Genomic DNA, 21,066 nt, shown 5'->3' with positions numbered 1-21,066 from the left:
ACTAGCGCGGTCAATTCGGTGTCCTTTGTGAACTGTATCGGACACAGAACTGCCAGCATGAACCATTCCGGTTTCCGGGTCGAGCGATTTTCCGTGACATGAAAACCGCGCCTCAACGTCGTGGTAGCGCTACGTCAAAAGACTCGGGCGTCAAGGGACGACCGGACGCCGGGAAGCTCGACGTCCGTCGTGTCGGCTCTGGCCAAGGCAAACACACTCATCCAGTCTACTTAGGATAGTGTGCGGAACTGATTGTCACGGTATGGTAACGAAGGTTGGCCCGCTTGCTGCGCGCTCGCATTCGTTGGCGCATGGTGGTTCTCACCACATCCTCAACCACGTTCCCCGCAAACGGACCCAGTGCGATGTATTCCGGGGATAGGAGAGTGAGTCCTCAAATGCCACAATGGAGTGTGCCGCGGACCAAGGCGTTGTCGCGGGTGACCGCGTTGCTCTGCGCCGGCCTGCTTCTCGCGAGCTGCGGCGGCGGCGACGCCGACTCGGGCGGGGGCGCTCCTGGCCAGCCACGTCAGGGCGGCAGCATCATCGTCCAGCAGCCGTTCGAGCCCAGCCGGGGCATCAACTTCCTCGTCAGCGACGACCCGTCCCTGATGCAGATCCTGTCCGGCACGGTGTACAGCAAGCTGGTGGATCTGAAGGTCAGCGAGGGCGTCGACGGGGTCGAACTCATCCCCGACCTGGCCACCGACTGGGAGGTCTCCGAGGACGGCCTGACCTACACGTTCACCCTGCGCGACGACGTCACATGGCAGAACATCGCGCCGGTCAACGGAAGGCCGTTCACCGCGGACGACGTCGTGGCGACGTTCGAGGGGCTCAAGGAGAGCGACTCCACGCACAAGTGGATGGCCGAGCCCATCGAAAGCATCAAGGCCGACGGCGACCACCGCGTCGTGTTCACGCTGCGCCACCCGTACGCACCGTTCCTCGAGTACATGGCGCATCACTTCAACGTCATCCTGCCCCGCGAGGGTGTCGAGGGCGAGTTCGACATGGCGAAGAAGGCGATCGGCACGGGGCCGTTCATGGTGGACAGCCACCGGCCCGACGTGGAATGGGTGCTCAAACGCAACCCGGACTACTACGAGGAGGGCAAGCCCTACCTCGACGAGATCCGGATGCCGATCATCAGCGACTCGGCGGCCGTCACCGCCGCTCTGCGCAGCGGCAGGCTCGACATCGGCGGCCAGCCCTACGACGTGGTGGACAACACCTTCCGCGGCAACGAGGACTACTCCGTCATCGAACAGCCGTCCAACTTCGTGAGCTTCGACATCAACACCACCCAGAAGCCGTTCGACGACGTCCGCGTGCGCCGCGCCGTGATGATGGCCGTCGACTGGGAGGGCATGGGCAAGACCACTCGCGGCAAGTTCAACTACACCTCGTTGCTGCGTCCGGAGATCAGCGATGCGGCGCTCACCGGCAACGAGGTGAAACAGCTGCGGCCGTACGATCCGCAGCGGGCCCGCGAGCTGCTCGCCGAGGCCGGCTACCCGAACGGTTTCTCGACGACCCTGCTGGTGCAGCAGCTCAGCGACGCCGACGTCCGCGAGGGCGAGTGGATCGTGGCCGACCTGAAGAAGGTCGGCATCGACGCCGAGATCCAGATTCTCGACCCGGGCACCGCCATCGACCGCCGCCGCAACCACCAGTTCGGGCTCAGCAAGGCCGCCAGGGCCGTCATCTTCCCGGACCAGACGATCCAGGACTACCGCACCGGCTCCGCCGAGAACTACGCGGCCATCAGCGATCCGAAGGTCGACAGGCTGATCGCCGAGTCGCGCCGGACCCTCGACGACAAGGCACGCAACGAGCTGTACCGCGACTTCCAGGAACACATGGAGACCGAGATCGCCGCGTCGATCCTGCCGATCCAGTACTACCAGTACTGGGTGGCGAGTGGCCGGGTGCAGAACTACCACCAGTCGCCGATCTACCGCGGCCGCACCTACGCCGACGTGTGGGTCACCGAGTAGCACTCACCCAGCGATCTCCCTTCCGTCCGGTGCGTTTGTCCGGACAGACTCCAGAGGAGGAAGCCAGCGTGCATGGGTCACCGCTGCTCGAGGTCAGCAACCTGCGCGTCCGGTTCCCGACCCGCCACGGGCGTGTCGAGGCGGTCAGTGACATGTCGTTCACCGTGGCCGAGGGCGAGACCGTCGCGATCGTGGGCGAGTCGGGCTCCGGCAAGAGCGTCACGGCACTGTCCGTGATGGGATTGCTGAACTCGGGCAGCATCGAGTCCGGGTCGATCCGGTTTCGCGGTGAGGATCTCACCGCCGCCGAGCCGAGGCGGATGCGCCAGATCCGGGGCGAGGAGATCGCGATGGTCTTCCAGAACCCGATGGCCGCGCTCGATCCGCTCTACACGGTGGGCAACCAGGTCGCCGAGGCGATCCGCATCCATCGCGACGTCTCCGCGGCCGAGGCCAGGGCTCGCGCCGTCGAGTTGCTGAGGGAGGTGGGCCTGCCCGACCCGGAGCGGCGGGCCCGCTCGTACCCGCACGAGCTCTCCGGCGGGCAGCAGCAGCGTGTCGTGATCGCGATCGCCCTGTCCTGCAACCCGGCGCTGCTCATCGCCGACGAGCCCACCACCGCCCTCGACGTGACGGTGGAGGCCCAGATTCTGCGGCTGATGCGGACCCTGCAGGCCGACCACGGCACCGCACTGCTGTTCATCACCCACGACATGGGCGTCGTCGCCGAGATGGCCGACCGTGTCGTGGTGATGTACGCGGGCAAGGTCGTAGAGCAGGGCACCGTGGAGCAGGTGCTGCGCGAGCCGCAGAACCCGTACACGCTCGCGCTGCTGCGCTCGATCCCGAGCCCGGACATCAGCCGGGACACGCTCATGCCCGCCATCCGCGGATCGGTGCCGAGCCTGCTGGACACGCCGTCCGGCTGCCGGTTCCACCCGCGCTGCCCGCGGGTCCTCGACCGGTGTGTGCGCGAGGAGCCGCCACTGGCCGCGCTGCCGGGGCAGCGGGACAGCCGATGCTGGCTGCACCTGCAACCGGACGGCGGGCTGCTGCCCGCCGAGAGCACCGACAGCACCGAGAGCACCGAGAGCACCGGCAGTGCCGACCGCTCCGCCCGCCACGGTGCGGGCTCGATCCAGTCAGGAGCCACAGGTGTCAGCTGAGCCGACCGTGGAGACGGGGCAGGAGACGCCCATCCTCGAAGTGCGCGACCTGGTCAAGCACTACCCGGTCCGGAGGGGAGCGTTCGGCAGGGGCGCCGGTGTCGTGCGCGCCGTCGACGGCGTGTCGTTCCGCATCCCGCGCGGCCGCACGGTGGGTCTGGTCGGCGAGTCCGGATCGGGCAAGTCGACCACGGCGCGACTGGCCAACCGGCTCGTCGAACCGACATCGGGACAGGTGCTCTTCGACGGCGCGGATCTGCTGGCCACACGCGGCCGGGAGCTCAAGGCGCTGCGCAGCCGGATGCAGATGGTGTTCCAGGATCCGTACGGCTCGCTGAACCCGCGCATGACGGTGTTCGACATCGTGGGCGAGCCGCTGGAGGTGCACGGAGTCTCACGGGGCAGGGCGCGCACGGCGCGCGTGACGGAGCTGCTGGAGACGGTCGGCCTCTCCGGCCGCGATCTGTACCGGTTCCCGCACCAGTTCTCCGGCGGGCAGGCGCAGCGCATCGGCATCGCCAGGGCGCTGGCCACGAACCCGGACGTGATCTTCTGCGACGAGTCGGTCTCCGCGCTCGACGTGTCGGTGCAGGCGCAGATTCTGAACCTGCTGAAGCGGCTGCAGCGCGAGCTCGGACTGTCCTATCTGTTCATCGCCCACGACCTCAACGTCGTGCGCTACATGGCCGACGAGCTGTGCGTCATGTACATGGGGGAGATCGTGGAACGCGGCGACAGCGACGCCGTGTTCGCCGACCCGCGGCACCCGTACACGCAACTGCTGCTGGCGGCCATCCCGGGCCACGACCCGGCCACGGCCAAGGCGAAGGACCGGGCCGTGGCACGAGGCGAGGTGCCCAGTCCCAGCGCACCCCCGAGCGGGTGCCGCTTCCACACCCGCTGCCCGTTCGCGTTCGAGCGGTGCACGGCGGAGGCGCCCCGGTTGCGGACCAGTCCCGCCACCGGGCGGGCGGCGGCCTGCCACCTGCTCGACGACACGAGTGAGGGAGGTCCGTCGTGATCCGGTACGTCGTGCGCAGGCTCGGCTACGGGCTCATCGTGCTGTTCCTGGTCACCGTGTTCGTGTTCGTCGCCATGACGTTCATCCCGAGCGACGCGGTCGACCTCATGCTCGCCGACACGGGCGCCTCCGAGGAGCAGGCCGCCGAGCTGCGGGCCGAGCTCGGGATCGACCGGCCGGTGCACGAGCAGCTGTTCAGCTTCCTCGGCGGCGCACTGCAGGGCGACTTCGGTCGCTCGTTCTACACCGACGAGCCGGTGATGCAGCTGTTCCTCGACCGCATCCCGGTGACGCTGCAGCTCGGCGGCCTCGCCCTCGCCGTGGGCACGGCCCTCGGCGTGGCGCTCGGCATCCTCGCCGCCGTGCGCCGCGGAACCAGGAGCGACTCCGCGATCCGCGGCGTCGCGGTGGCCGGGCTCTCGGTGCCCAACTACGTCGTGGGCCTGCTGTTGCTGACCGTTCTGGGCCTGTGGTTCGCGTGGTCGCCCCCGTTCGTCTACGTCGGACCGACCGAGGACTTCGCGTCGTGGGCCCAGCAGATGGCACTGCCCGCGATCGCGCTCGGCACCTCGGCCGTGGCAGGCACCACCCGGATGACCCGGTCGTCGCTGCTGGAGAACCTCGGGTCGCAGTTCATCCGCACCGTGCGGGCGAAGGGCGCCTCCGAGCGCCTGGTGCTGTACAAGCACGCACTGCGCAACTCGGTGATCTCGGTGCTCACGCTGCTGGGCGTCAACCTCGGCACGATCCTGGGCGGCACGGTGATCCTGGAACAGATGTTCTCGCTGCCCGGCACCGGCCAGCTCATCTACCAGTCGGTGCTGGATCGCGACTATCCCGTCGTGATCGCCTGCACCATCTTCTACGCCGGGCTGTTCGTGATCACGATGATCATCATCGACGTTCTGTACGCCCTCATCGACCCGCGGATCCGCGCCGCACGGGAGGCAGGCACATGAGCAGCGACGTCAGCACGGGCGCCCGGCACGACGGACAGGCGTCCCCGGAGCCGCCGGACCGCCCGGCCGCCGCACCGCCGGCGCGGCGGAGGAGCCTGGCCGAATGGCGGGCCGGGTTCACCCGGTTCCTGCGCACCGAGCCGCTGGGCGCGGTCAGTCTCGTGCTCATCGCGCTCGTCGTGCTCGTCGCCGTCTTTGCCCCGCTGGTGGCGCCGCACGATCCCCTGCTGCAGAACCGCACCAGGATCACGGAGGGACCGTCGGCGCAGTTTCTGCTCGGCACCGACGACCTGGGGCGCGACGTGCTGAGCAGGCTCATCTACGGCGCACGATCCTCGATGCTCATCGCGGTGCTGACGACGGCGATCAGCCTCGTCCTCGGCACCGTGTTCGGCGTCGTGTCCGGCTACCTCGGCAGGACGAGGGACCTGCTCATCCAGCGGGTCATGGACACCATCCAGTCGGTGCCGCCGCTGGTGCTGTTGCTGTTCATGGCCGTGGTGCTGACGCCGTCCATCCACGGCACGATCATCGCGCTGGTCATCGTCATCACGCCGTCGTTCAACCGCGTGGCCCGTGCGGAGACCCTGCGCATCAAGGAGGAGCCCTACATCGAGGCCGCCAGAGCCACGGGTGCGGGCGCACTGCGGATCATGACCCGGCACGTGCTGCCGAACATGATGGCGCCGCTGCTGACGATGGCCTCGCTGCTGTTCGCGGGAGTGATCATCGCCGAGTCGGCGCTGAGCTTCCTCGGCATCGGCACACCGCCGCCGACCCCGTCGTGGGGCCTGATGCTCTCCGAGGGCGTGCGGTACGTGGAGATGGCGCCGTGGATGGTGATCGCGCCCGGGGTGGTGCTGTCGCTGGCGGTGTTCGCGTTCAACCTGCTCGGCGACGCGCTGCGCGACTTCCTCGACCCGCGCCTGCACCGCTGAACGCCACCGGGCCGGGCGATCAGGAGCCCGGTCCGGACTCGGAGGTGAGGGCGGCGGCGTAGTGGTCGAAGAACAGCCGGGCGACCAGGTCGCCGCGGGAACCGGTGCCGGACTTGGCGAAAACGGACTTGAGATGGTCCTGCACGGTGTAGGAGGACACCCGCAACCTGCCCGCGATCTGCGTGGTGGACAACCCCTGCGCCACCAGCTCGGTGACCCGGCGCTCGCTGCCGGTGAGGCCGTAGGCATCGGCCAGCAGGGGCGCCAGCTCCGCCCGGCGAGCCGCTTCGAGCAGCACCGCGACCGGGGCGTCCGGGCCCTCGCCCAGCAGCGAACCGCGCACGACCAGCCACTGACCGGTCCGGGTGCGCACCCTTGCCCTGGCCTGCCGGGATCCGGCCGCCCCGGCCGCCGCGTCCGTCGCCGGGCCGGACAGGGCGCGGGCCTGGCGGGCCACGGCGGGAACCACCAGCGGCAGCCGGGCACCCGCTCGGCCACCGGTGCCCAGCTCGGCGAGCCACCGATCCGCCGCCTGGTTGGCCATGTTGATGCCGTCGTCGGCGTCGAGCACCAGCAGCCCGGCCTCGTCGTCGCCGGCCCGGGCGCAGTCGAGCAGCAGGTTGCGCCGTAGTCCCTCGGCGATCAGTCCGGATGTCTCCGCCAGGAACCGCACGTCGGCGGGGGAGAAGTGCGGGCGCCTGGCCTCCCGGAACACGGTCAGCACGCCCCAGGTGCCGGTTCCGCCCGTGAGGGTCACCCGCAGCTCGTCCGCGAAGCCACCCGGCCCGCGGATCTCCCGGTGGCGCAGGCTGCGGTCGAGCTCGCCCTCGGTGACCTCGCTCAGGCTGGCCGCAAGCTGCCGCCCGCGAGCCAGGTGGGCCCACTTGTTGAAGTCCGGCTCACGCACCTCGATCTCGACGAGCCGCAGCATCGCGGCCGAAGGCAGGCCGTTCTCGACGAACTCCGCGGTGGGCAGCATCGTCGCCGGATCGATCGTCATCAGGCAGGTGCCCTCGGCGGGCACGGCCCTGCCGAGGGCGTCGCCGACCGCGCGCGCGAACTCCGGCACCGGCAGCCCCCGGTGCACAAGCCGCACGATGTCGTCGCGAACGCGTGCCTGCGCCGCGGCCCCGTTGCCCACGCGCCGAGCGTACGCCGGGCACCGCGCCTGCATCCCAGGAATCTGGGATTCCGGCCCGCCGCGTGCGCTCTCATGCTGGACCGGACACGCCGACGAGAGGAACGGACATGGGGACGAAGGCCAGGGATGCCGAAGAGGAGACGACCGCGCCCATCCGGCTGTACATGTCGATGTCGCTGGACGGCTTCATCGCCGGTCCGGACGACCGGAAAGGGCAGGAGCTGGGGCTGGGCGGTGGCAGGCTGTTCAACTGGCTGGACGACCGGCTGTCACCGGGCCCGAACGGGCAGGTGTTCGCCGAGGCCCTGGCAACGGGCGCCCTGATCTCCGGGCGGCGCACCTTCGAGCTCGCCGGACGGTGGCAGGGCGACCATCACGACGGTGTGCCGATCAACGTGCTGACCCACCACGTCGACGAGGGCGACGTGCCGCCGGGCAGCGCGCGGTTCTACACCGACGTCGCCGCCTGTGCTGCCGACGCGCGGGCCGCGGCAGGCACCCGCGCCGTCATGGTGCACGGCGCGGGTGCGGCACAGGCGCTCCTGCGGGCGGGCGAGCTCGACGAGCTGGAGATCCACCTCGTGCCGGTGCTGCTCGGTGCGGGCCGCAGGCTGTTCGAGGCGGTTCCCGGCCCGGTCGAGCTGCGGCTGGTCCGGCAGCTGGAGGGCCGGGGCGTGACCCACCTGCGTTACCAGGTGCTGGGCTCGGCCTGACTCAGCTCATGCGGGGCAGCGGGCGCGGGTGGTGGCGGGTGAAGGCGGGCTCCGCGGCCCCGGCCTCGTCGTGGAGCCAGTCGTAGAGCCGGTGGTACTCGGGTCCGTACCGCCGGGCCTGCGCGTCGAGCACCGCGGGCGCGGTGACGGGCCACCGGCCGGACTCGACGCGGCGCAGCACCACCCGCAGTGCCGTCAGCTCCTCGGCGGCGGTGTGCTGGCAGTGGCCGCCGCGGTCGACGTAGAGCTGCCGCAGCCGGGCAGGCTCCACCCGCGTGGCGTAGCTGCGCTCGTGCGCGGGGGCGACGCCGTCGCCGACGGGGTGCAGGGTCGCCACCGGCATCGAGCCGTGCCCGGTGGGTGTGCCGTGGCGGACGAGCCAGCGGGCGGCGCCGTGGTCCTCGGCGATGCGTGGTGCCGCCGCGAGAGCGTCGAGGTCGGCGGACAGGTCGAGCGCCGCCTCCCGGTAGGCCTCGCGGACGAGCCGGTGCTCGCTGGTGCGGGGCAGCAGGCGCCGGTAGTCGACGCCGGTGTTGCCCGTGGGGTTGCCGCCCGCCTGGGCCTCCAGGTCGGTGCGCAGATCGCCCCAGATGAGCTCGTCGAGCACCAGCTGGACGAACCGCGTCTGCTCGCGGATCTGCCCGGCGGTCTCCGCCGATCGTGGCTGCAACGCCCGCTGCCAGCCGGGCACGCCGCCCAGGGCTCCCGCGAGTGCCAGCCGGGCGCGGCCCTGCGGGGTCTCCAGCGCCCGGGTGAGCACCCGGTGCGCGGCGGCGACGTTGGCCTCCGGATCGCCGATGCGCACCAGTTCCAGCTCCGGCGCGAGCAGCGTCCGCACGGTGAAGCCGTAGTCGAGCAGCTGGGTGAACAGGGCCTGCCCACCCGCGACGGGCCCGCACATCGCGAGCACACCGTCGATGCGCCGCGGAAGGTGCTCGGACAGCAGCACGGCGTTGAGCGCGCCGCCGGACGCGCCCCACGTCACGACCTGGTCCGGCGTGCCAACGGTGCGGTCGAACCAGCCGAGCAGCGCGGTCTGGTCCCGTACGGCCTGGCGCGCGGAGAAGCCGTACGGCTTGGAGTACAGCGAGGCGGCCAGTGCGTAACCCTCGTCCAGCAGCCGGTCGGCGGCCTCGGGTCTGTTGGCCAGCTCGATCTGCTCGGGAACGTAGTCCCTCGGGTAGATGCCGTGGTGGTAGAGCAGCAGGGTGCCGTTCCAGTCGGGCGGCACCTCCACGCGGTAGCGGGCGCCGTCGAGCACGCCCGTGTGGATGTCGGTGTCGTTCGTCTGCGGGGCGGCGGCGCCGGAGACGACCAGCGCGGCGACCACGATTCCGGTGAGCAACATGGTCGTCGATACTGGCCCGGTGGGGCGGCGGAGGAATCCGTTCCGGCGCGGCTTCGGCTCGTACGTCCGCCGACGTACGCCGCGGCCGGGATGCGGCGGACGCGGCGAGGCCGGGTGGCGGGGTGCGTCCGCCACCCGGCCGTACCGACCGGACGTCGCGGGCCGGTGCCGCGGCCGGCCCGGTGCCGGTCAGACCGCGGCGGCGGCGCTGCGCCAGCCGGGCCGGTACTCCTCGCGCACGACGGCCGAGTAGGGCGCGGGGCTGACGATGGCCCGCACCGCGAACTGCTCGTGTGGCTGCACGGTGGTCTTGCGCGTCCCGCCGCCCGGCTCGCCCCAGACGACTCGCACCTCGGCGCCCAGCGGGACGTCCGGGTTCACCGTCGCCAGCGACAGCGCGGTGCGCTCGTTGGCGCTGTAGCCGGTGAACAGCGACAGCCCCACCACGTTGCCGTCGGCGTCGAGCACGGAGTCGAAGTTGGACGATCCGTAGTTGGCGTTGGGCAGGTCGAAGAACTGGTAGACCGGGCCGTCCTTGTCCACCGGGTTGGCCAGCAACGTGCCGACGTCCTCGGGATTCCAGGCCAGAGTCACCTTGCGGCGCTGGGTGTCCGGGTCGATCCGGCGCAGCGCGTCCTGGCCGATGAAGTCGTGGTCGAACTTGACGAACGTGCCGTAGCCCAGCTCCCACGGGTTGAGGTAGTAGTCCTCGATGCGGTCGGACACGAAGCTGCCCGCGAGGGCGTTGGTGGCCTCGTAGCCGTTGGCGGGCAGCCACTCACGGTACGGGCGAAGCTCCTCGCTGGTGTACACGGCGGGCAGCGGCGACGGGATCCAGCCCGACTCCAGGGTGTTGCACGAGTAGGCCCGCGCCCCCGCGGGCTCCAGCCCGAACTCCTGGCCCGCCTCCAGGATGGCGTCGCGGATCTTGTCGTAGGTCTCGTACGGGCCCCACAGTTCCAGGCCCGGCGCGCCCGCCATGCCGTGCCGCAGCGTGCGCACCTTGTCGCCCGCCACGTTGAGGTAGCCCATCCGGAAGAAGCGCACCTTGTCCACGGGCCCGCCGTTGACCTTCTCGATGACCTCCCACGCGCGGGGGCCCTGGATCTGGAACCGCCACAGGTCACGGGTGACCGGCTTGCCGTACGGCCGGGAGGGCGAGCGCTGGTCGAGGCGGACGTCGACGTTGTAACCCCGCCTCGCCTGGAACGTCAGCCAGTTCGCCACGGGTGCGCGGCCCACGAAGACGAACTCCTCCTCCGCCAGCCGGAAGAGGATGCCGTCGCCGATGACCCCGCCTTCCGGGGAGACGGGCACGAACTGCTTCGCGCTGTCGACGGCGAAGTTCTTCATGCTGTTGATCCCGGTGTCGGACAACAGCTTCAGCGCGTCGGGCCCGGACAGGAAGAGGTTCACCATGTGGTGGGTCTGGTCGAACAGCACCGCCGTCTCGCGCCAGGCGATGACCTCGCGGCGGAAGTTGGTGAACTCGGAGGGCACGACCGGGTAGATGTAGGCTCCGAGCTGGGAGTTGCGCAGCAGCTCCACCGTGCTGGGTGACTGGTCCAGGACTTCCTGCAGGTTCTTCGCGCTCATGTGGTACCCGTTCTCGTACGACGTCGTCGGAGATTGCTTGGTGGCTCACGCTACGCAGGACGCGCGAGCCACCGACATGGGAGAATGGCTGGACTCCGGTGTCCGCGCCCGGTCACCGGCCGCGAGTCATTTGACGTAGGCACGGCGGCTCCCGGCAGGTCAGAATCCGTATTCCTCGGCGGTCACGTACTCGACGCCGAGCTGGGCGAGCTTGTCGCGCAGACCGTATCGGTCGAGCCCGAGTTCGCCCCGGCGGAAGGCCTCTCGGGAGGCCTCTTCCTTGTCGACGCGCGCCTGGGCCGACTCCAGCGCCGCCTCGACGTCCTGCCGCGCGACGACCATGGCGCCGTCGTCGTCGGCGAGGACCGCGTCCCCGGGCCGGATCAGCTGCCCGCCCACCGTCACCGGCACGTTGACCGCGCCCGCGGTGGCCTTGACCGTCCCTTGTGCACTGACCGCGGCCGACCACACGGGGAAGTCCATGGCGTGCAGTTCGGCCACGTCACGGACGCCGCCCGTCGTGACCAGCCCCCTCACCCCGCGCAACTGCAGGGCGGTGGCGAACAGCTCGCCGAACGCGCCGTCGCTTGAAGGCGACGTCGTGGTCACCACCAGCACGTCGCCCGCGCGGCACTGCTCCACGGCCGCGTGGATCATCAGGTTGTCACCGGGCCAGCACAGCACGGTGACGGCGGTGCCGCCGATGCGGGAACCGAGGTGAACCGGGCGGATCCGCGGCCCCAGGTACCCGGTGCGGCCCATGCCCTCGTGCACCGTGGCCACACCGTACCCGGCGAGCTTGGTCACCTGCTCCAGGTCGGCGCGCGGGGGGTCGGTGACGATCACGTTCCTCACGCCAGCTCCTCGGTGACCTGCGGGTAGAGCCGCATGTAGGCCTCGCCCATCGTGGTGTGCGGCAGGCCGAGGTTCGGGCCCGCGTTGCGTTTGAGCTGCACCCCCCGCCGCTTGGCGAGCTCGGTGTAGTAGTCCCACATGTGCTGCTGCGCGGGCAGGCACTCCATGGCCTTGCGCTTGGTGTCGAACACCGGCGTGATGTCCAGCAGCACGTTCGGCTTGAAGTCGCACTGCTCCGGCTGGTGCGGCTCGAAGAAGAACACCGGCGGGGCACCGAGCGGATCACCGGGCGCGTCGTAGCCGATCGCCTGCGCCAGCACCCGCGCCTGCAACGCCATGCGGGCGGCGGCCGGATGGTCCTGGTTGTACGGGTCGGCCAGCGGATGCGTGAGCACCACCGACGGGTTCACGTCGCGGTAGACGTGCACGATCCGGTCCACCAGCTCCGGGTTCTCCAGCAGCGGATAGTCGCCCGCGTCGAGGAACTCGATCTCCGCGCCGAGCACCTCCGCCGCGTTGGCGGCCTCGGTGCGGCGGAGCTGCTTGATCTCGTCGAGCGTCCTGCCCTCCCGCCACGCCTTCGCCGACTCGCCCCGCTCGCCGTAGGTCAGGCAGAGCACCTTCGCCCGCTCGCCCCGCGCCGTCGCCAGCGCGATCGCTCCCGAGGCGCGCCAGACGAAATCGCCCGCGTGGGCGCTGATCACCAGCAACGAACTCATCCCGCCATCTCCTTCGACGTCTGCGTGGCACTCGATAGGCACACTAGGAGCACGAGACCGTGATCGGGATGGCCCGCAGACTCCTCACGGCTACGTCAAACGTCGCGGCCGGGGCGGGCGGGATGTCCCGCGAACCGCCGTCATCGGACGCTGCCGAGGCGGTGGGGGAGCGGCTTACCGTGCCTTCCCATGACGCGCGCGGAGCCGGTGGGCCAGGTGCGCGGCGCGACCCTCGCGGATATCGAACACCAAGGCCGGGGCTCGAGTCGACGATCGCTACGCCGTCTCAGACCGCGATGGGCGCGTCGTCTCCGGCCTCTCGCCGGCCGCGTTCCTGCGGGCATGATCGTGGATGTCATCCGCAACGACGCCGCCAGGGTCGCCACCACCGGCAGCATCGCCGTGACGGCCCTGTGCCGGGCCGAGCGGTACCCGACGGTCCACCAGCTCACCTCGGAGGGTGACCGCGACGCCGCGGCCGGGAACCGGGCTGGCGCGGTGTCTACTGTGGTGCGATCGGCATGGTGCCCCCGGGGACATGTGCGGTGCGCCCGGTTCGACGTCGCCATCCGCGCGGCGGTCGTGGACACCGACACCGCCAGCACCACCTACGGCACGGGCGGTGGCATCACGTGGGACTCCGAACCCGCCGCCGAGTACGCGGAGCTGCTGGCCAAGGCCGTGCCCGCCTCGCCTGCCGCCCTCGGCGAACCGGCGAGCACCGCTCGGTCATTTGTCGCGGTCAACTCGGCCCCGATGCCCGAGGTCAGGCCCGCATCCCGTGGGCTCTACTGACAACGAGGGCGAACGCCCCGCGCCGCGCCCCGTGTGACGAACGAGGAGAGCCATGACCCTGCAGCAGGAGGTCGCCGGCCGTGGTCGCCGGCGGGCCCATCTCGCCGATCTGGTGCGCAACATCAGCTACGAGGTGATGCCGTTCAAGAACACCGAGCGGGACGTGGTCGCCACCGTGCCGGTCAGCGTGCCGCTGACGGTCACCGTCACCGAGGCCAAGGGCATCGACACGACCCTGGCGCTCACCGAGCGCCTGCTGGGCCACGGCTACTCCGTCGCGCCGCACCTGCCGGCGCGGCAGTTCGCGAACACCCGCCACGTCGGCGAGGTGGTGGACCGGCTGCGCGAGGCCGGGGTGCGCTCGGTGTTCGTCGTCGGCGGTGACGCGCCGGAGCCCGTGGGCGAGTTCGCCGACGCGCACGCGCTGCTGCAGGCGATGGAGGCGCACGGTCACCCGTTCACCGAGGTCGGCATCGGCGGCTACCCGGAGGGTCACGCGCGCATCCCGCAGGAGGCGATCGACCTGGCCCTGAAGCAGAAGGCACCGTTGGCGACCCGCGTCATCACCCAGATCTGCTTCGACGCCACGACCACGAGCACGTGGGCCGCCCGGATCGCCGCCTGCGGTGTCGGCCTCGACGTCCACGTCGGGATGCCGGGGCCGGTGAACAGGCAGAAGCTCATGCGCATCTCGGCGGGCATCGGGCTGGGTCAGTCGGCGCGGTTCCTGCAGAAGCAGCGCAGCCTGGCGTGGCGCTTCCTGATGCCCGGCGGGTACAACCCGACGAAGCTGGCGAAGCGGCTCGGTGCCGCGGTGCCGAGGACCGACAGCAACATCCGGGGCCTGCACATCTTCACCTTCAACGAGCTGGCCGGGACGGAACGGTGGCGGCGGTCGCTGCTGGCCTCGATCGGCGGTGAGGACCGGCGATGACCTCGGAACGCAGCCCCTACGCCGACTACGGGCGGCTGATCGTGCAGGGTGCCGACCGCCCCGGCATCGTGGCGAGCGTGTCGACCCTGCTCACCGAGCACGGCGCCAACATCGTCTCCCTCGACCAGTCCTCGAGCGACCCCTCCGGCGGCCGGTTCTTCCAGCGCACCGTGTTCCACCTTCCGGACCTTGCCGCGCGGCTGCCCGGGCTGAACGCGGCACTGGAGCAGCGGCTGGCCGACGACCTGGGGCTGGAGTTCCGGCTCGTGGAGGCCAAGCGCCGCAAGCGGGTGGCGATCTTCGTGTCCAGGGCCGACCACTGCCTGCTCGACCTGCTGTGGCGCCAGCGGCGCGGAGAGCTGCCGATGACCGTGCCCATGGTGGTGTCCAACCACCCCGATCTCGGCGACGGGGTGCGCCAGTTCGACATCCCGTACTTCCACGTACCGGTGACCAGGGATGGCAAGGCCGCCGCGGAGAAGGAGCAGCTGAACCTGCTCAAGGGCAATGTGGACCTCGTCGTGCTCGCGCGCTACATGCAGATCCTCTCGGGCGACTTCCTCGAGGAGCTGGGGGTTCCGGTCATCAACATCCACCACTCGTTCCTGCCCGCGTTCATGGGCGCCGGCCCCTACCAGCGGGCCAAGGAGCGCGGCGTGAAGCTGGTCGGTGCCACGGCGCACTACGTGACCGAGGACCTCGACGAGGGCCCGATCATCGAGCAGGACGTCATCCGGGTGTCGCATCACGAGTCGGTGCGCGACCTGCAGCGCAAGGGCGCCGACGTGGAGCGGCTCGTGCTCGCCCGCGCCGTGACGTGGCACTGCGAGGACCGCGTCATTCGTGACGGCAACGCGACCGTGGTGTTCTAGGGAGGCGCAGAGCGTGACCGCACAGGTTCTCGATGGGCGTGCCGTCGCGGCGGCCCTGCTCGACCGGGTCGGCCGCGAGGTCAGCGAGTTCGTCGCCGACCACGGCCGTGTGCCGGTGCTGGCCACGGTGCTCGTCGGCGACGACCCCGCGTCGCACACCTACGTGCGCATGAAGGCCAACCGCTGCCTCAAGGCGGGCATGCACTCGCATCGCCTCACGCTGGCGTCCTCGATCAGCACCGAGACGCTCGTGCACCAGCTTCGCGAACTCTCCGACGACCCGGCGGTCGACGGCATCCTGCTGCAACACCCGGTGCCCGCCCACCTCGACGAGCGCGCGGCGTTCGAGGCGATCGACCCGGCGAAGGACGTCGACGGGGTCACACGCACCTCGTTCGCCGCGATGGCCTTCGGTGAGGACGGCTTCCACTCCGCGACGCCGGGCGGGATCATGGCATTGCTCGACGCCTACGACATTCCACTCGCGGGCAGGCACGCCGTCGTCGTCGGGCGCAGCGCCATTCTGGGCAAACCGGCCGGGATGCTGCTGCTGGCCCGCGACGCCACCGTGACGTACTGCCACTCCCGCACCGCCGACCTCGCGGCGCGGGTCGCGGAGGCCGACATCGTGGTGGCCGCCGTGGGCAGGCCCGGTCTCATCCGCGGCGCGTGGATCAAGCCCGGCGCCGTGGTGGTCGACGCGGGCTACGCCGACAACACCGGCGACGTCGAGCACGCGGCGGCCGCCGAGCGCGCGTCCTACCTCACGCCGGTGCCCGGCGGCGTCGGGCCGATGACCATCGCCACCCTGCTCGCGCAGACGATCAGGGCGGCACGACAGCACGAAGCCGCTCGTCAACCGTCGGTGCAACCGGTAAGGGGTGCGATATGACCGAAGCCCGCGACAACTACCTGCTCGACGTGGCGGCCAGCAGGCGCGGCTACGCGATCAACCGGCTGTGCGGCTCGCTGAAGGATCCGGAGAACCGGCGGCGCTTCAGCGAGGACGAGGCGGCCTACTGCGACGCCTACGGGCTCTCCGAGGAGCAGAAGAAGGCGATCCTGGAGCGCGACTGGACGGGCATGCTCGAGCTGGGTGCGTCCATTTTCTACACGTTCAAACTGGCCATGCTCGACCAGAAGTCGATGCAGTACCTCGGTGGCGTGTTCACCGGCATGTCGACCGAGGAGTTCATGGCCGCGATGCGCTCGGGAGGGCGGAACTTTGGCTAGGATCATCTGGGGGCTGGCGACCTCGCACGTGCCCTCGATCGGCGCGGCGATGGACAACGGCAAGACGGCCGACGACTACTGGAAGCCGCTGTTCGACGGCTACGAGCCCGCGCGGCGCTGGATGGCCGAGCACACGCCGGACGTGGCGGTGGTGGTGTACAACGACCACGCCAACGCCGTCGACCTCGACCAGGTTCCGGCGTTCGCGATCGGCACCGCCGACCGGTACCCGGTGGCCGACGAGGGCTGGGGCCGCAGGCCGGTGCCTCCCGTCACGGGCGCGCCCGAGCTGAGCGAGCACCTCGTGCGGGAGCTGATCGACGACTCGTTCGACATCACCACCTACCACCGGCTCGACGTCGACCACGGACTCACCGTCCCGCTGTCGGTGTACTGCCCGGAGCCGGGGCAGGCCTGGCCGTGCGCGGTGGTGCCGCTGCTGGTCAACGTGATCCAGTACCCGCAGCCCACGGCCGCCCGCTGCCTGGCGCTGGGCAAGGCGCTGGGCAGGGCGATCCGCTCGTTCCCGCAGGACATCTCGGTGGCGGTGTTCGGCACCGGAGGGATGTCGCACCAGCTGGCGGGCGCGCGGGCCGGGCTCATCAACACCGGTTTCGACCGGATGTTCCTCGACGCCATCGAGCACGACCCGGAGAAGCTGGCGGCGCTGACCCGCGAGGACTACATCCGCGAGGCGGGCACCGAGGGCATCGAGCTGATCATGTGGCTGGTCATGCGCGGCGCGCTGAGCGACACCATCACCCGCGTGCACGAGACGTATCACGTGCCCGCGTCGAACACGGCGGCCGGGCTGGCGCTGTTCGAGGACCTCGGCGACCGCGAGGGGGCACCGGCATGACGACGTTCGTCCTCCTCCACGGCGCCTGGCACGGAGGCTGGGTGTGGCAGCGGGTGGCCCCGGCACTGCGCGCGGAAGGCCACGACGTGCACACCCCGACGCTGACCGGGGTCAGCGACCGGGCGCATCTGCTCAGCGCGTCGGTGGGGCTGGGCACCCACGTCCAGGACGTCGTGGCGCTCGTCGAGACGCACGATCTCGACGACGTGGTGCTGGTGGGTCACAGCTACGCGGGCCAGGTGGTCACCGCCGTCGCCGACCGGATCGGCGAGCGGCTGAGCAGGCGCGTCTATCTCGACGCGTTCGTCGGCGACGACGGCGAGGCCGCCATCGACCTGCTGCCCGAGACGGTCGCGGGGCACTACCGGGAGTCGGTGGCCGGACCGGGCTTCGGCTGGCTGATCCCCGTGCGCTCGCTGACCGTCCTCGGCGTCACCGAGCAGGCCGACCTCGACTGGCTCGGCGCGCGGCTGACACCGCATCCGTGGCTGACCTACACCGAGCCGTTGCGGCTGTCCGGGGCGGGGGAGTCGGTGCCCGCGACGTTCGTCGAGTGCACGGACTGGATGCGGGTGTTCCAGCCGCACGCCGAACGCGCCGCCGCCCGCGGCTGGCCGGTCCAGCACGTGGCGACCGGCCACGAGGCCATGGTGACCGCACCCAAGGAACTCGCCGACGTGCTGCTGGCCGCCTGCGCACCGTGACCGTGTCCTGACCCCGCCGCGACAAGGGAGAGCCGATGGAGTTTCTGGTCCGCACGGAGAACCGTCTTCCGCCCGACACCCCGGACGAGACCCGGGACCAGCTGCGCAAGGCCGAGCGCGAGCGCGCCCTGCAGCTGCGCGAGGACGGCGTGCTCAAGCGCTTGTGGCGGGTGCCCGGCCGCAACGCCACCGTGGGCCTCTACGAGGCCGACGACCCGGCCGCGCTGCACGACGCGCTGGCGTCGCTGCCGATGTGGAAGTGGATGGACGTGACCGTCGAGGCGCTCGCCACCCACCCGCAGGAGCGCACCTGACGCGCCCGCGATCGAGCCCGCTCGTGCCCCCGTGCGGCGTCAGGCCTGCGGGGGCACGAGCCCCTCACGCACCGCCACGAGCGCGGCCTGGGTGCGGGAGCTGAGACCGAGCTTGCGCAGCACGTTGCTCACGTGCGTGCGCGCCGTGCGCTCGCTGATCACCAGCCGGGTCGCGATCTCCTGGTTGGACAGTCCTTTCGCGACCAGCGTCAGCACGTCCCTTTCCCGTGCCGTCAGCGCGCTGAGCCCGGTGGGCGGCGACACCATCCGGTGGGTGAGCCGCCGGGCCACCGCCGGGTCGAGGAACACCTCGTCGCGGGCGGCCGCCTGGATCGCGGTGGCCACGTCGTCGGCGCCCGCGCTCTTGAGCAGGAACCCCGCCGCGCCGCCCGCCAGCGCCGCCTGCACCCGCTCCAGCTCGCCGAAGCTCGTCAGCACGACGACCCGCACCGGCGGGAACCGGCCGGTGATCTGCTGGGTGACGAGCACTCCGTCCATCCGGGGCATCACGAGGTCCAGCAGCACCACGTCGGGCAGTTCCCGGTGGGCGGCCATCCGCTCCAGCAGGTCGAGCGCGGCCTGCCCGTCGCCGGCCTCCGCCACGACCTCCACGTCGTCGAGCACGTCCAGGAACGCGCGCAGCCCACGGCGCACCACCGCATGGTCGTCGACGATGACTACCCGCACCGGTTTCGACGCGGCGTGACGGTCACCGTTGCGCTCCATGCTCGTGCCCTCTCCCGCGTCGTCGCCGGCCTGGTCCGACAAGCATGCCCGGCAGTCCGTCCGTGTGCACGGGTGGCGTGACCTCCGCCGCGGAAAGCGCCGAAAGATACGTCATCCGACGCACAACGGCCTCGGCGGACTCGCCGATCGGTCAGTCCAGCCGGCTCGCCGACGTCTCGGGCAGACAGATCAGCGCGTCGAACGCGGCGAGCACGTCGACGGGGGCGTGCGCGGCGACGTGCCGGATGCTCGACGGGCCGTTCGCACCGCGGGCCGGTCGCAGGTCAAGCAGCACCGGCTCCGCGGCAAGGCCTTCACCGGCGATCGCGTGTTCCACGCTGTCCTCGGCGGGCGGGCCGAGCGGCTGCTCGCCGACCGTGAACCCGAGGCGGGCGTTGTCGTCGACCTGCGCGTCGGCCGTGGTGCCGCCGAGCGCGGTCACGCCGACCGCCAGGTAGTCCTCGCCCAGTTCCTCGGCGAGGTAGGCACCTGCCGGGCGCGCGACGACGTTGGGCAGCAGCCGCATCGGCACCCGCTGGGCGTGGGCGTTGTGCGCCAGCATGGCGATCCGCGCGCCGGGGCCGTGCAGCAGGCGAAGCAGGCGCACGGTCTCGGCCATGTAGACGTCGCGCGACGAGCACGCGAGCGTGGCCGCCTCCGCCGGGGCGAGCCGGGAGAGCTCGCGCAGGTGCTCGTCGAGCCGCAAGGCGCCGAGTGCCGCGTGCCGGGCGATCCGCGTGCCGCGGGGGTCGGGCCCCAGCGGCAGTGCGTCCATTCGCAGCCATAACCGGGACAGGGCGGCCGTCGCGGCGTCGCGCTGTGCCGGGCTCAGTGTCGCGTAGCGAGCCAGCGCGGCGCTGTTGTTGGCCGCGGCGTAGGGGCGGGTCGCCTCGACCGCCGCGTCGGCGAGCGCCACGTCACCCGCTGCGTGCTCGGCAAGGTGGTCGCGCACCTGGCGGAGCGCGGGCAGCGGCGAGCCGCCCGACCCAGGCACGTCGAGACCCGCGAACCGGACCCGGCCGCCGGCCGTGTTGTGCTCGCGCAGCCAGCGCAGCAGCGCGACCATCTCGGGCGGGTCGGCGAAGCGGAACGTGAAGCCGCCCCTGGCCACCGCCCGGGCGTCTCCCGGGCCGCCGCGGACCCAGTCGTCGACGAGCCGTCCCTCGGGAAAGCCGGATTCGACGGCGACGACGCCGAAACCGAGTTCCTCCACCAGCACCCGCAGCAGCGCGGTCCGCAGCACCGTGAACTCGCGGATGTAGTGGTTGTTCTCGCCGAGCGCCACGACCGAGGCGCCACCGGCGACCGCGCTGATCGGGGGTACGCCCGCGAAACGCAGCCGCCGGACCTCGGCGGGCAGACCAGCCATCGCGACCCCTGTGCAGACTCCGTCACCGTCCGTGCGCAGCCTAGCGCGGCGCTGAGCCCCGGCACTGCACTGCGGGTGGCTCGGGCGTGGTGGAGAATCGCCGCATGGACGACGACAGCTCCGGCGACGCCACCGTGGACGCGGCCGCTCTGCTCGCGCTGCTCGCCCAGGCCGAGCAGCAGGCACGCGAGGACGACCGGCACGCCGCCGGGTACCGGGACGGCGCCGTGGACGCCTACCTGCACGCGCAGGACCTGGTGCGCGGGCTGGTGGGGTGGCCGGTGGAGCCGAAGCCCATCATCGACCAGCCCTGAGCCGCACCGGGGGCGGTCACAGGATCGCCGAGGCAGGGTGTTGCGGGAACTCCGTCGCCGCATACCGCCGCAGCCTCGCGGGCACCTCCGCGAGCTGGCTGGGCGAGAACGCGGGCGGCACGGTCCGCCCGGGCGTCTCGCCCCGCAGCACCGCCGCCAGGTAGTCCGCCACCCGTGCCGGCGCAGGCACCGGTTCGGCACCCAGGTACGACACGACGATGAGGTCCTCGTTGCATCCGGTCTCGATGGCCGTCGCCCAGCCCTGCCGGACGTCCCACAGCAGCGCGGCGTCCCGGCGGGTGAACCCGGGGACGCGCTCGTCGAGAGCCACGTAGGCGCCCAGCGGTTCCGGCTCGAGACAGTAGGCGGCTCCGTGCAGCCCCAGCGACTCGATCACCGCGGCCACATAGCCGTGCAGACCGCGCTGCGCCGCCTCGGCGGACTCGTAGGCCAGCTCCATGGTTCCCTCGTTCCCGTCTCTCACCGGCAG

The 21,066-nt window shown here is 71.2% G+C and carries 23 protein-coding genes; 15 read left to right on the top strand and 8 right to left on the bottom strand.

Annotated elements, in window-relative coordinates; all coding sequences use genetic code 11:
• The first annotated feature begins 398 nt into the window (after positions 1-398).
• The 5 genes from BAY60_RS24220 to BAY60_RS24200 all read left to right on the top strand — a co-directional run bounded on the left by BAY60_RS24220 (position 399) and on the right by BAY60_RS24200 (position 6,084).
• The gene (locus BAY60_RS24220; RefSeq protein ID WP_170160527.1) at positions 399-2,000 is read left to right on the top strand and encodes an ABC transporter substrate-binding protein; all 1,602 of its coding nucleotides are present in this window, start codon (positions 399-401) and stop codon (positions 1,998-2,000) included.
• Positions 2,001-2,068: 68 nt separating this feature from the next.
• Positions 2,069-3,166: an ABC transporter ATP-binding protein gene (locus BAY60_RS24215; RefSeq protein WP_170160526.1), complete on the top strand. Its 1,098-nt coding sequence runs from the start codon at positions 2,069-2,071 to the stop codon at positions 3,164-3,166.
• Positions 3,156-4,187, top strand: coding sequence for an ABC transporter ATP-binding protein (locus BAY60_RS24210; protein WP_112283314.1), 1,032 nt, complete (start codon positions 3,156-3,158; stop codon positions 4,185-4,187). The genes BAY60_RS24215 and BAY60_RS24210 overlap by 11 nt, the downstream gene beginning before the upstream one ends.
• Complete coding sequence (locus tag BAY60_RS24205; protein WP_112283313.1) at positions 4,184-5,146, top strand: ABC transporter permease; 963 nt, start codon at positions 4,184-4,186, stop codon at positions 5,144-5,146. Before BAY60_RS24210 ends, BAY60_RS24205 begins: the two co-directional genes overlap by 4 nt.
• Complete coding sequence (locus BAY60_RS24200; RefSeq protein WP_245992777.1) at positions 5,143-6,084, top strand: ABC transporter permease; 942 nt, start codon at positions 5,143-5,145, stop codon at positions 6,082-6,084. The genes BAY60_RS24205 and BAY60_RS24200 overlap by 4 nt, the downstream gene beginning before the upstream one ends.
• A 19-nt stretch (positions 6,085-6,103) precedes the next feature.
• Here BAY60_RS24200 and BAY60_RS24195 read toward each other — a convergent pair whose 3' ends face one another.
• Complete coding sequence (locus BAY60_RS24195; protein ID WP_112283312.1) at positions 6,104-7,225, bottom strand: helix-turn-helix transcriptional regulator; 1,122 nt, start codon at positions 7,223-7,225, stop codon at positions 6,104-6,106.
• Positions 7,226-7,332: 107 nt separating this feature from the next.
• Here BAY60_RS24195 and BAY60_RS24190 point away from each other — a divergent pair, with 107 nt between their 5' ends.
• Positions 7,333-7,938: a dihydrofolate reductase family protein gene (locus BAY60_RS24190; RefSeq protein WP_112283311.1), complete on the top strand. Its 606-nt coding sequence runs from the start codon at positions 7,333-7,335 to the stop codon at positions 7,936-7,938.
• 1 nt (position 7,939) lies between these two features.
• Here the strand turns inward: BAY60_RS24190 and BAY60_RS24185 are convergent, their stop codons facing one another.
• The 4 genes from BAY60_RS24185 to BAY60_RS24170 form a co-directional block, all read right to left on the bottom strand.
• Positions 7,940-9,286 (bottom strand): hypothetical protein, encoded by a 1,347-nt coding sequence (locus tag BAY60_RS24185; RefSeq protein WP_112283310.1) that lies wholly within the window; start codon positions 9,284-9,286, stop codon positions 7,940-7,942.
• 189 nt (positions 9,287-9,475) lie between these two features.
• Positions 9,476-10,882 carry a vanillate/3-O-methylgallate O-demethylase gene (gene ligM / locus BAY60_RS24180; RefSeq protein WP_112283309.1) on the bottom strand — a complete coding sequence of 469 codons (1,407 nt, stop codon included), beginning with the start codon at positions 10,880-10,882 and terminating at the stop codon, positions 9,476-9,478.
• 159 nt (positions 10,883-11,041) lie between these two features.
• A complete protein-coding gene (locus BAY60_RS24175) occupies positions 11,042-11,737 on the bottom strand; it encodes a 4-carboxy-4-hydroxy-2-oxoadipate aldolase/oxaloacetate decarboxylase (RefSeq protein ID WP_112283308.1) in 696 nt (231 codons plus the stop codon).
• Positions 11,734-12,456, bottom strand: coding sequence for a PIG-L deacetylase family protein (locus BAY60_RS24170; protein ID WP_112283307.1), 723 nt, complete (start codon positions 12,454-12,456; stop codon positions 11,734-11,736). The genes BAY60_RS24175 and BAY60_RS24170 overlap by 4 nt, the downstream gene beginning before the upstream one ends.
• A 342-nt stretch (positions 12,457-12,798) precedes the next feature.
• Between BAY60_RS24170 and BAY60_RS37290 the strand changes: the two genes are divergently transcribed.
• Genes BAY60_RS37290 through BAY60_RS24125 form a run of 8 tightly spaced genes read left to right on the top strand, consistent with a single transcriptional unit; the run spans position 12,799 to position 18,167 of the window.
• The gene (locus BAY60_RS37290) at positions 12,799-13,251 is read left to right on the top strand and encodes a chorismate-binding protein (protein WP_211330457.1); all 453 of its coding nucleotides are present in this window, start codon (positions 12,799-12,801) and stop codon (positions 13,249-13,251) included.
• Between the two features lie 52 nt (positions 13,252-13,303).
• Positions 13,304-14,185 carry a methylenetetrahydrofolate reductase gene (locus BAY60_RS24155; RefSeq protein ID WP_112283306.1) on the top strand — a complete coding sequence of 294 codons (882 nt, stop codon included), beginning with the start codon at positions 13,304-13,306 and terminating at the stop codon, positions 14,183-14,185.
• Positions 14,182-15,057 carry a formyltetrahydrofolate deformylase gene (purU, locus tag BAY60_RS24150; RefSeq protein WP_112283305.1) on the top strand — a complete coding sequence of 292 codons (876 nt, stop codon included), beginning with the start codon at positions 14,182-14,184 and terminating at the stop codon, positions 15,055-15,057. The genes BAY60_RS24155 and purU overlap by 4 nt, the downstream gene beginning before the upstream one ends.
• Positions 15,058-15,070: 13 nt before the next feature.
• On the top strand, positions 15,071-15,949 hold the full coding sequence (locus tag BAY60_RS24145) for a bifunctional 5,10-methylenetetrahydrofolate dehydrogenase/5,10-methenyltetrahydrofolate cyclohydrolase (RefSeq protein WP_112283304.1): 879 nt from the start codon (positions 15,071-15,073) through the stop codon (positions 15,947-15,949).
• The gene (locus BAY60_RS24140; protein ID WP_112283303.1) at positions 15,946-16,290 is read left to right on the top strand and encodes a protocatechuate 3,4-dioxygenase; all 345 of its coding nucleotides are present in this window, start codon (positions 15,946-15,948) and stop codon (positions 16,288-16,290) included. Before BAY60_RS24145 ends, BAY60_RS24140 begins: the two co-directional genes overlap by 4 nt.
• Entirely contained in the window at positions 16,283-17,149 is an 867-nt protein-coding gene (locus tag BAY60_RS24135) for a class III extradiol dioxygenase subunit beta (RefSeq protein ID WP_112283302.1), read from the top strand. Before BAY60_RS24140 ends, BAY60_RS24135 begins: the two co-directional genes overlap by 8 nt.
• On the top strand, positions 17,146-17,853 hold the full coding sequence (locus BAY60_RS24130) for an alpha/beta fold hydrolase (RefSeq protein WP_112283301.1): 708 nt from the start codon (positions 17,146-17,148) through the stop codon (positions 17,851-17,853). Before BAY60_RS24135 ends, BAY60_RS24130 begins: the two co-directional genes overlap by 4 nt.
• Positions 17,854-17,888: 35 nt before the next feature.
• Complete coding sequence (locus BAY60_RS24125) at positions 17,889-18,167, top strand: muconolactone Delta-isomerase family protein (protein WP_112283300.1); 279 nt, start codon at positions 17,889-17,891, stop codon at positions 18,165-18,167.
• Positions 18,168-18,206: 39 nt separating this feature from the next.
• Here BAY60_RS24125 and BAY60_RS24120 read toward each other — a convergent pair whose 3' ends face one another.
• Together BAY60_RS24120 and BAY60_RS24115 are read right to left on the bottom strand one after the other, a co-directional pair.
• Positions 18,207-18,893, bottom strand: coding sequence for a response regulator transcription factor (locus tag BAY60_RS24120; RefSeq protein WP_112283585.1), 687 nt, complete (start codon positions 18,891-18,893; stop codon positions 18,207-18,209).
• Between the two features lie 151 nt (positions 18,894-19,044).
• Positions 19,045-20,262 (bottom strand): erythromycin esterase family protein, encoded by a 1,218-nt coding sequence (locus BAY60_RS24115; protein ID WP_112283299.1) that lies wholly within the window; start codon positions 20,260-20,262, stop codon positions 19,045-19,047.
• A 104-nt stretch (positions 20,263-20,366) separates the two neighbouring features.
• Here BAY60_RS24115 and BAY60_RS24110 point away from each other — a divergent pair, with 104 nt between their 5' ends.
• Entirely contained in the window at positions 20,367-20,576 is a 210-nt protein-coding gene (locus tag BAY60_RS24110; RefSeq protein ID WP_112283298.1) for a hypothetical protein, read from the top strand.
• A 16-nt stretch (positions 20,577-20,592) separates the two neighbouring features.
• On the opposite strand, the gene BAY60_RS24105 is transcribed toward BAY60_RS24110, so the two are convergent.
• Entirely contained in the window at positions 20,593-21,036 is a 444-nt protein-coding gene (locus BAY60_RS24105) for a DUF6292 family protein (protein ID WP_112283297.1), read from the bottom strand.
• Positions 21,037-21,066: the final 30 nt, after the last annotated feature.

The sequence above is a fragment of the Prauserella muralis genome, assembly GCF_003202285.1.
GTDB classification, from domain to species: Bacteria; Actinomycetota; Actinomycetes; order Mycobacteriales; family Pseudonocardiaceae; genus Prauserella_B; species Prauserella_B muralis.
Note: the sequence above shows the minus strand (reverse complement) of the source record. Positions and strands in the feature narration are given on the sequence as shown.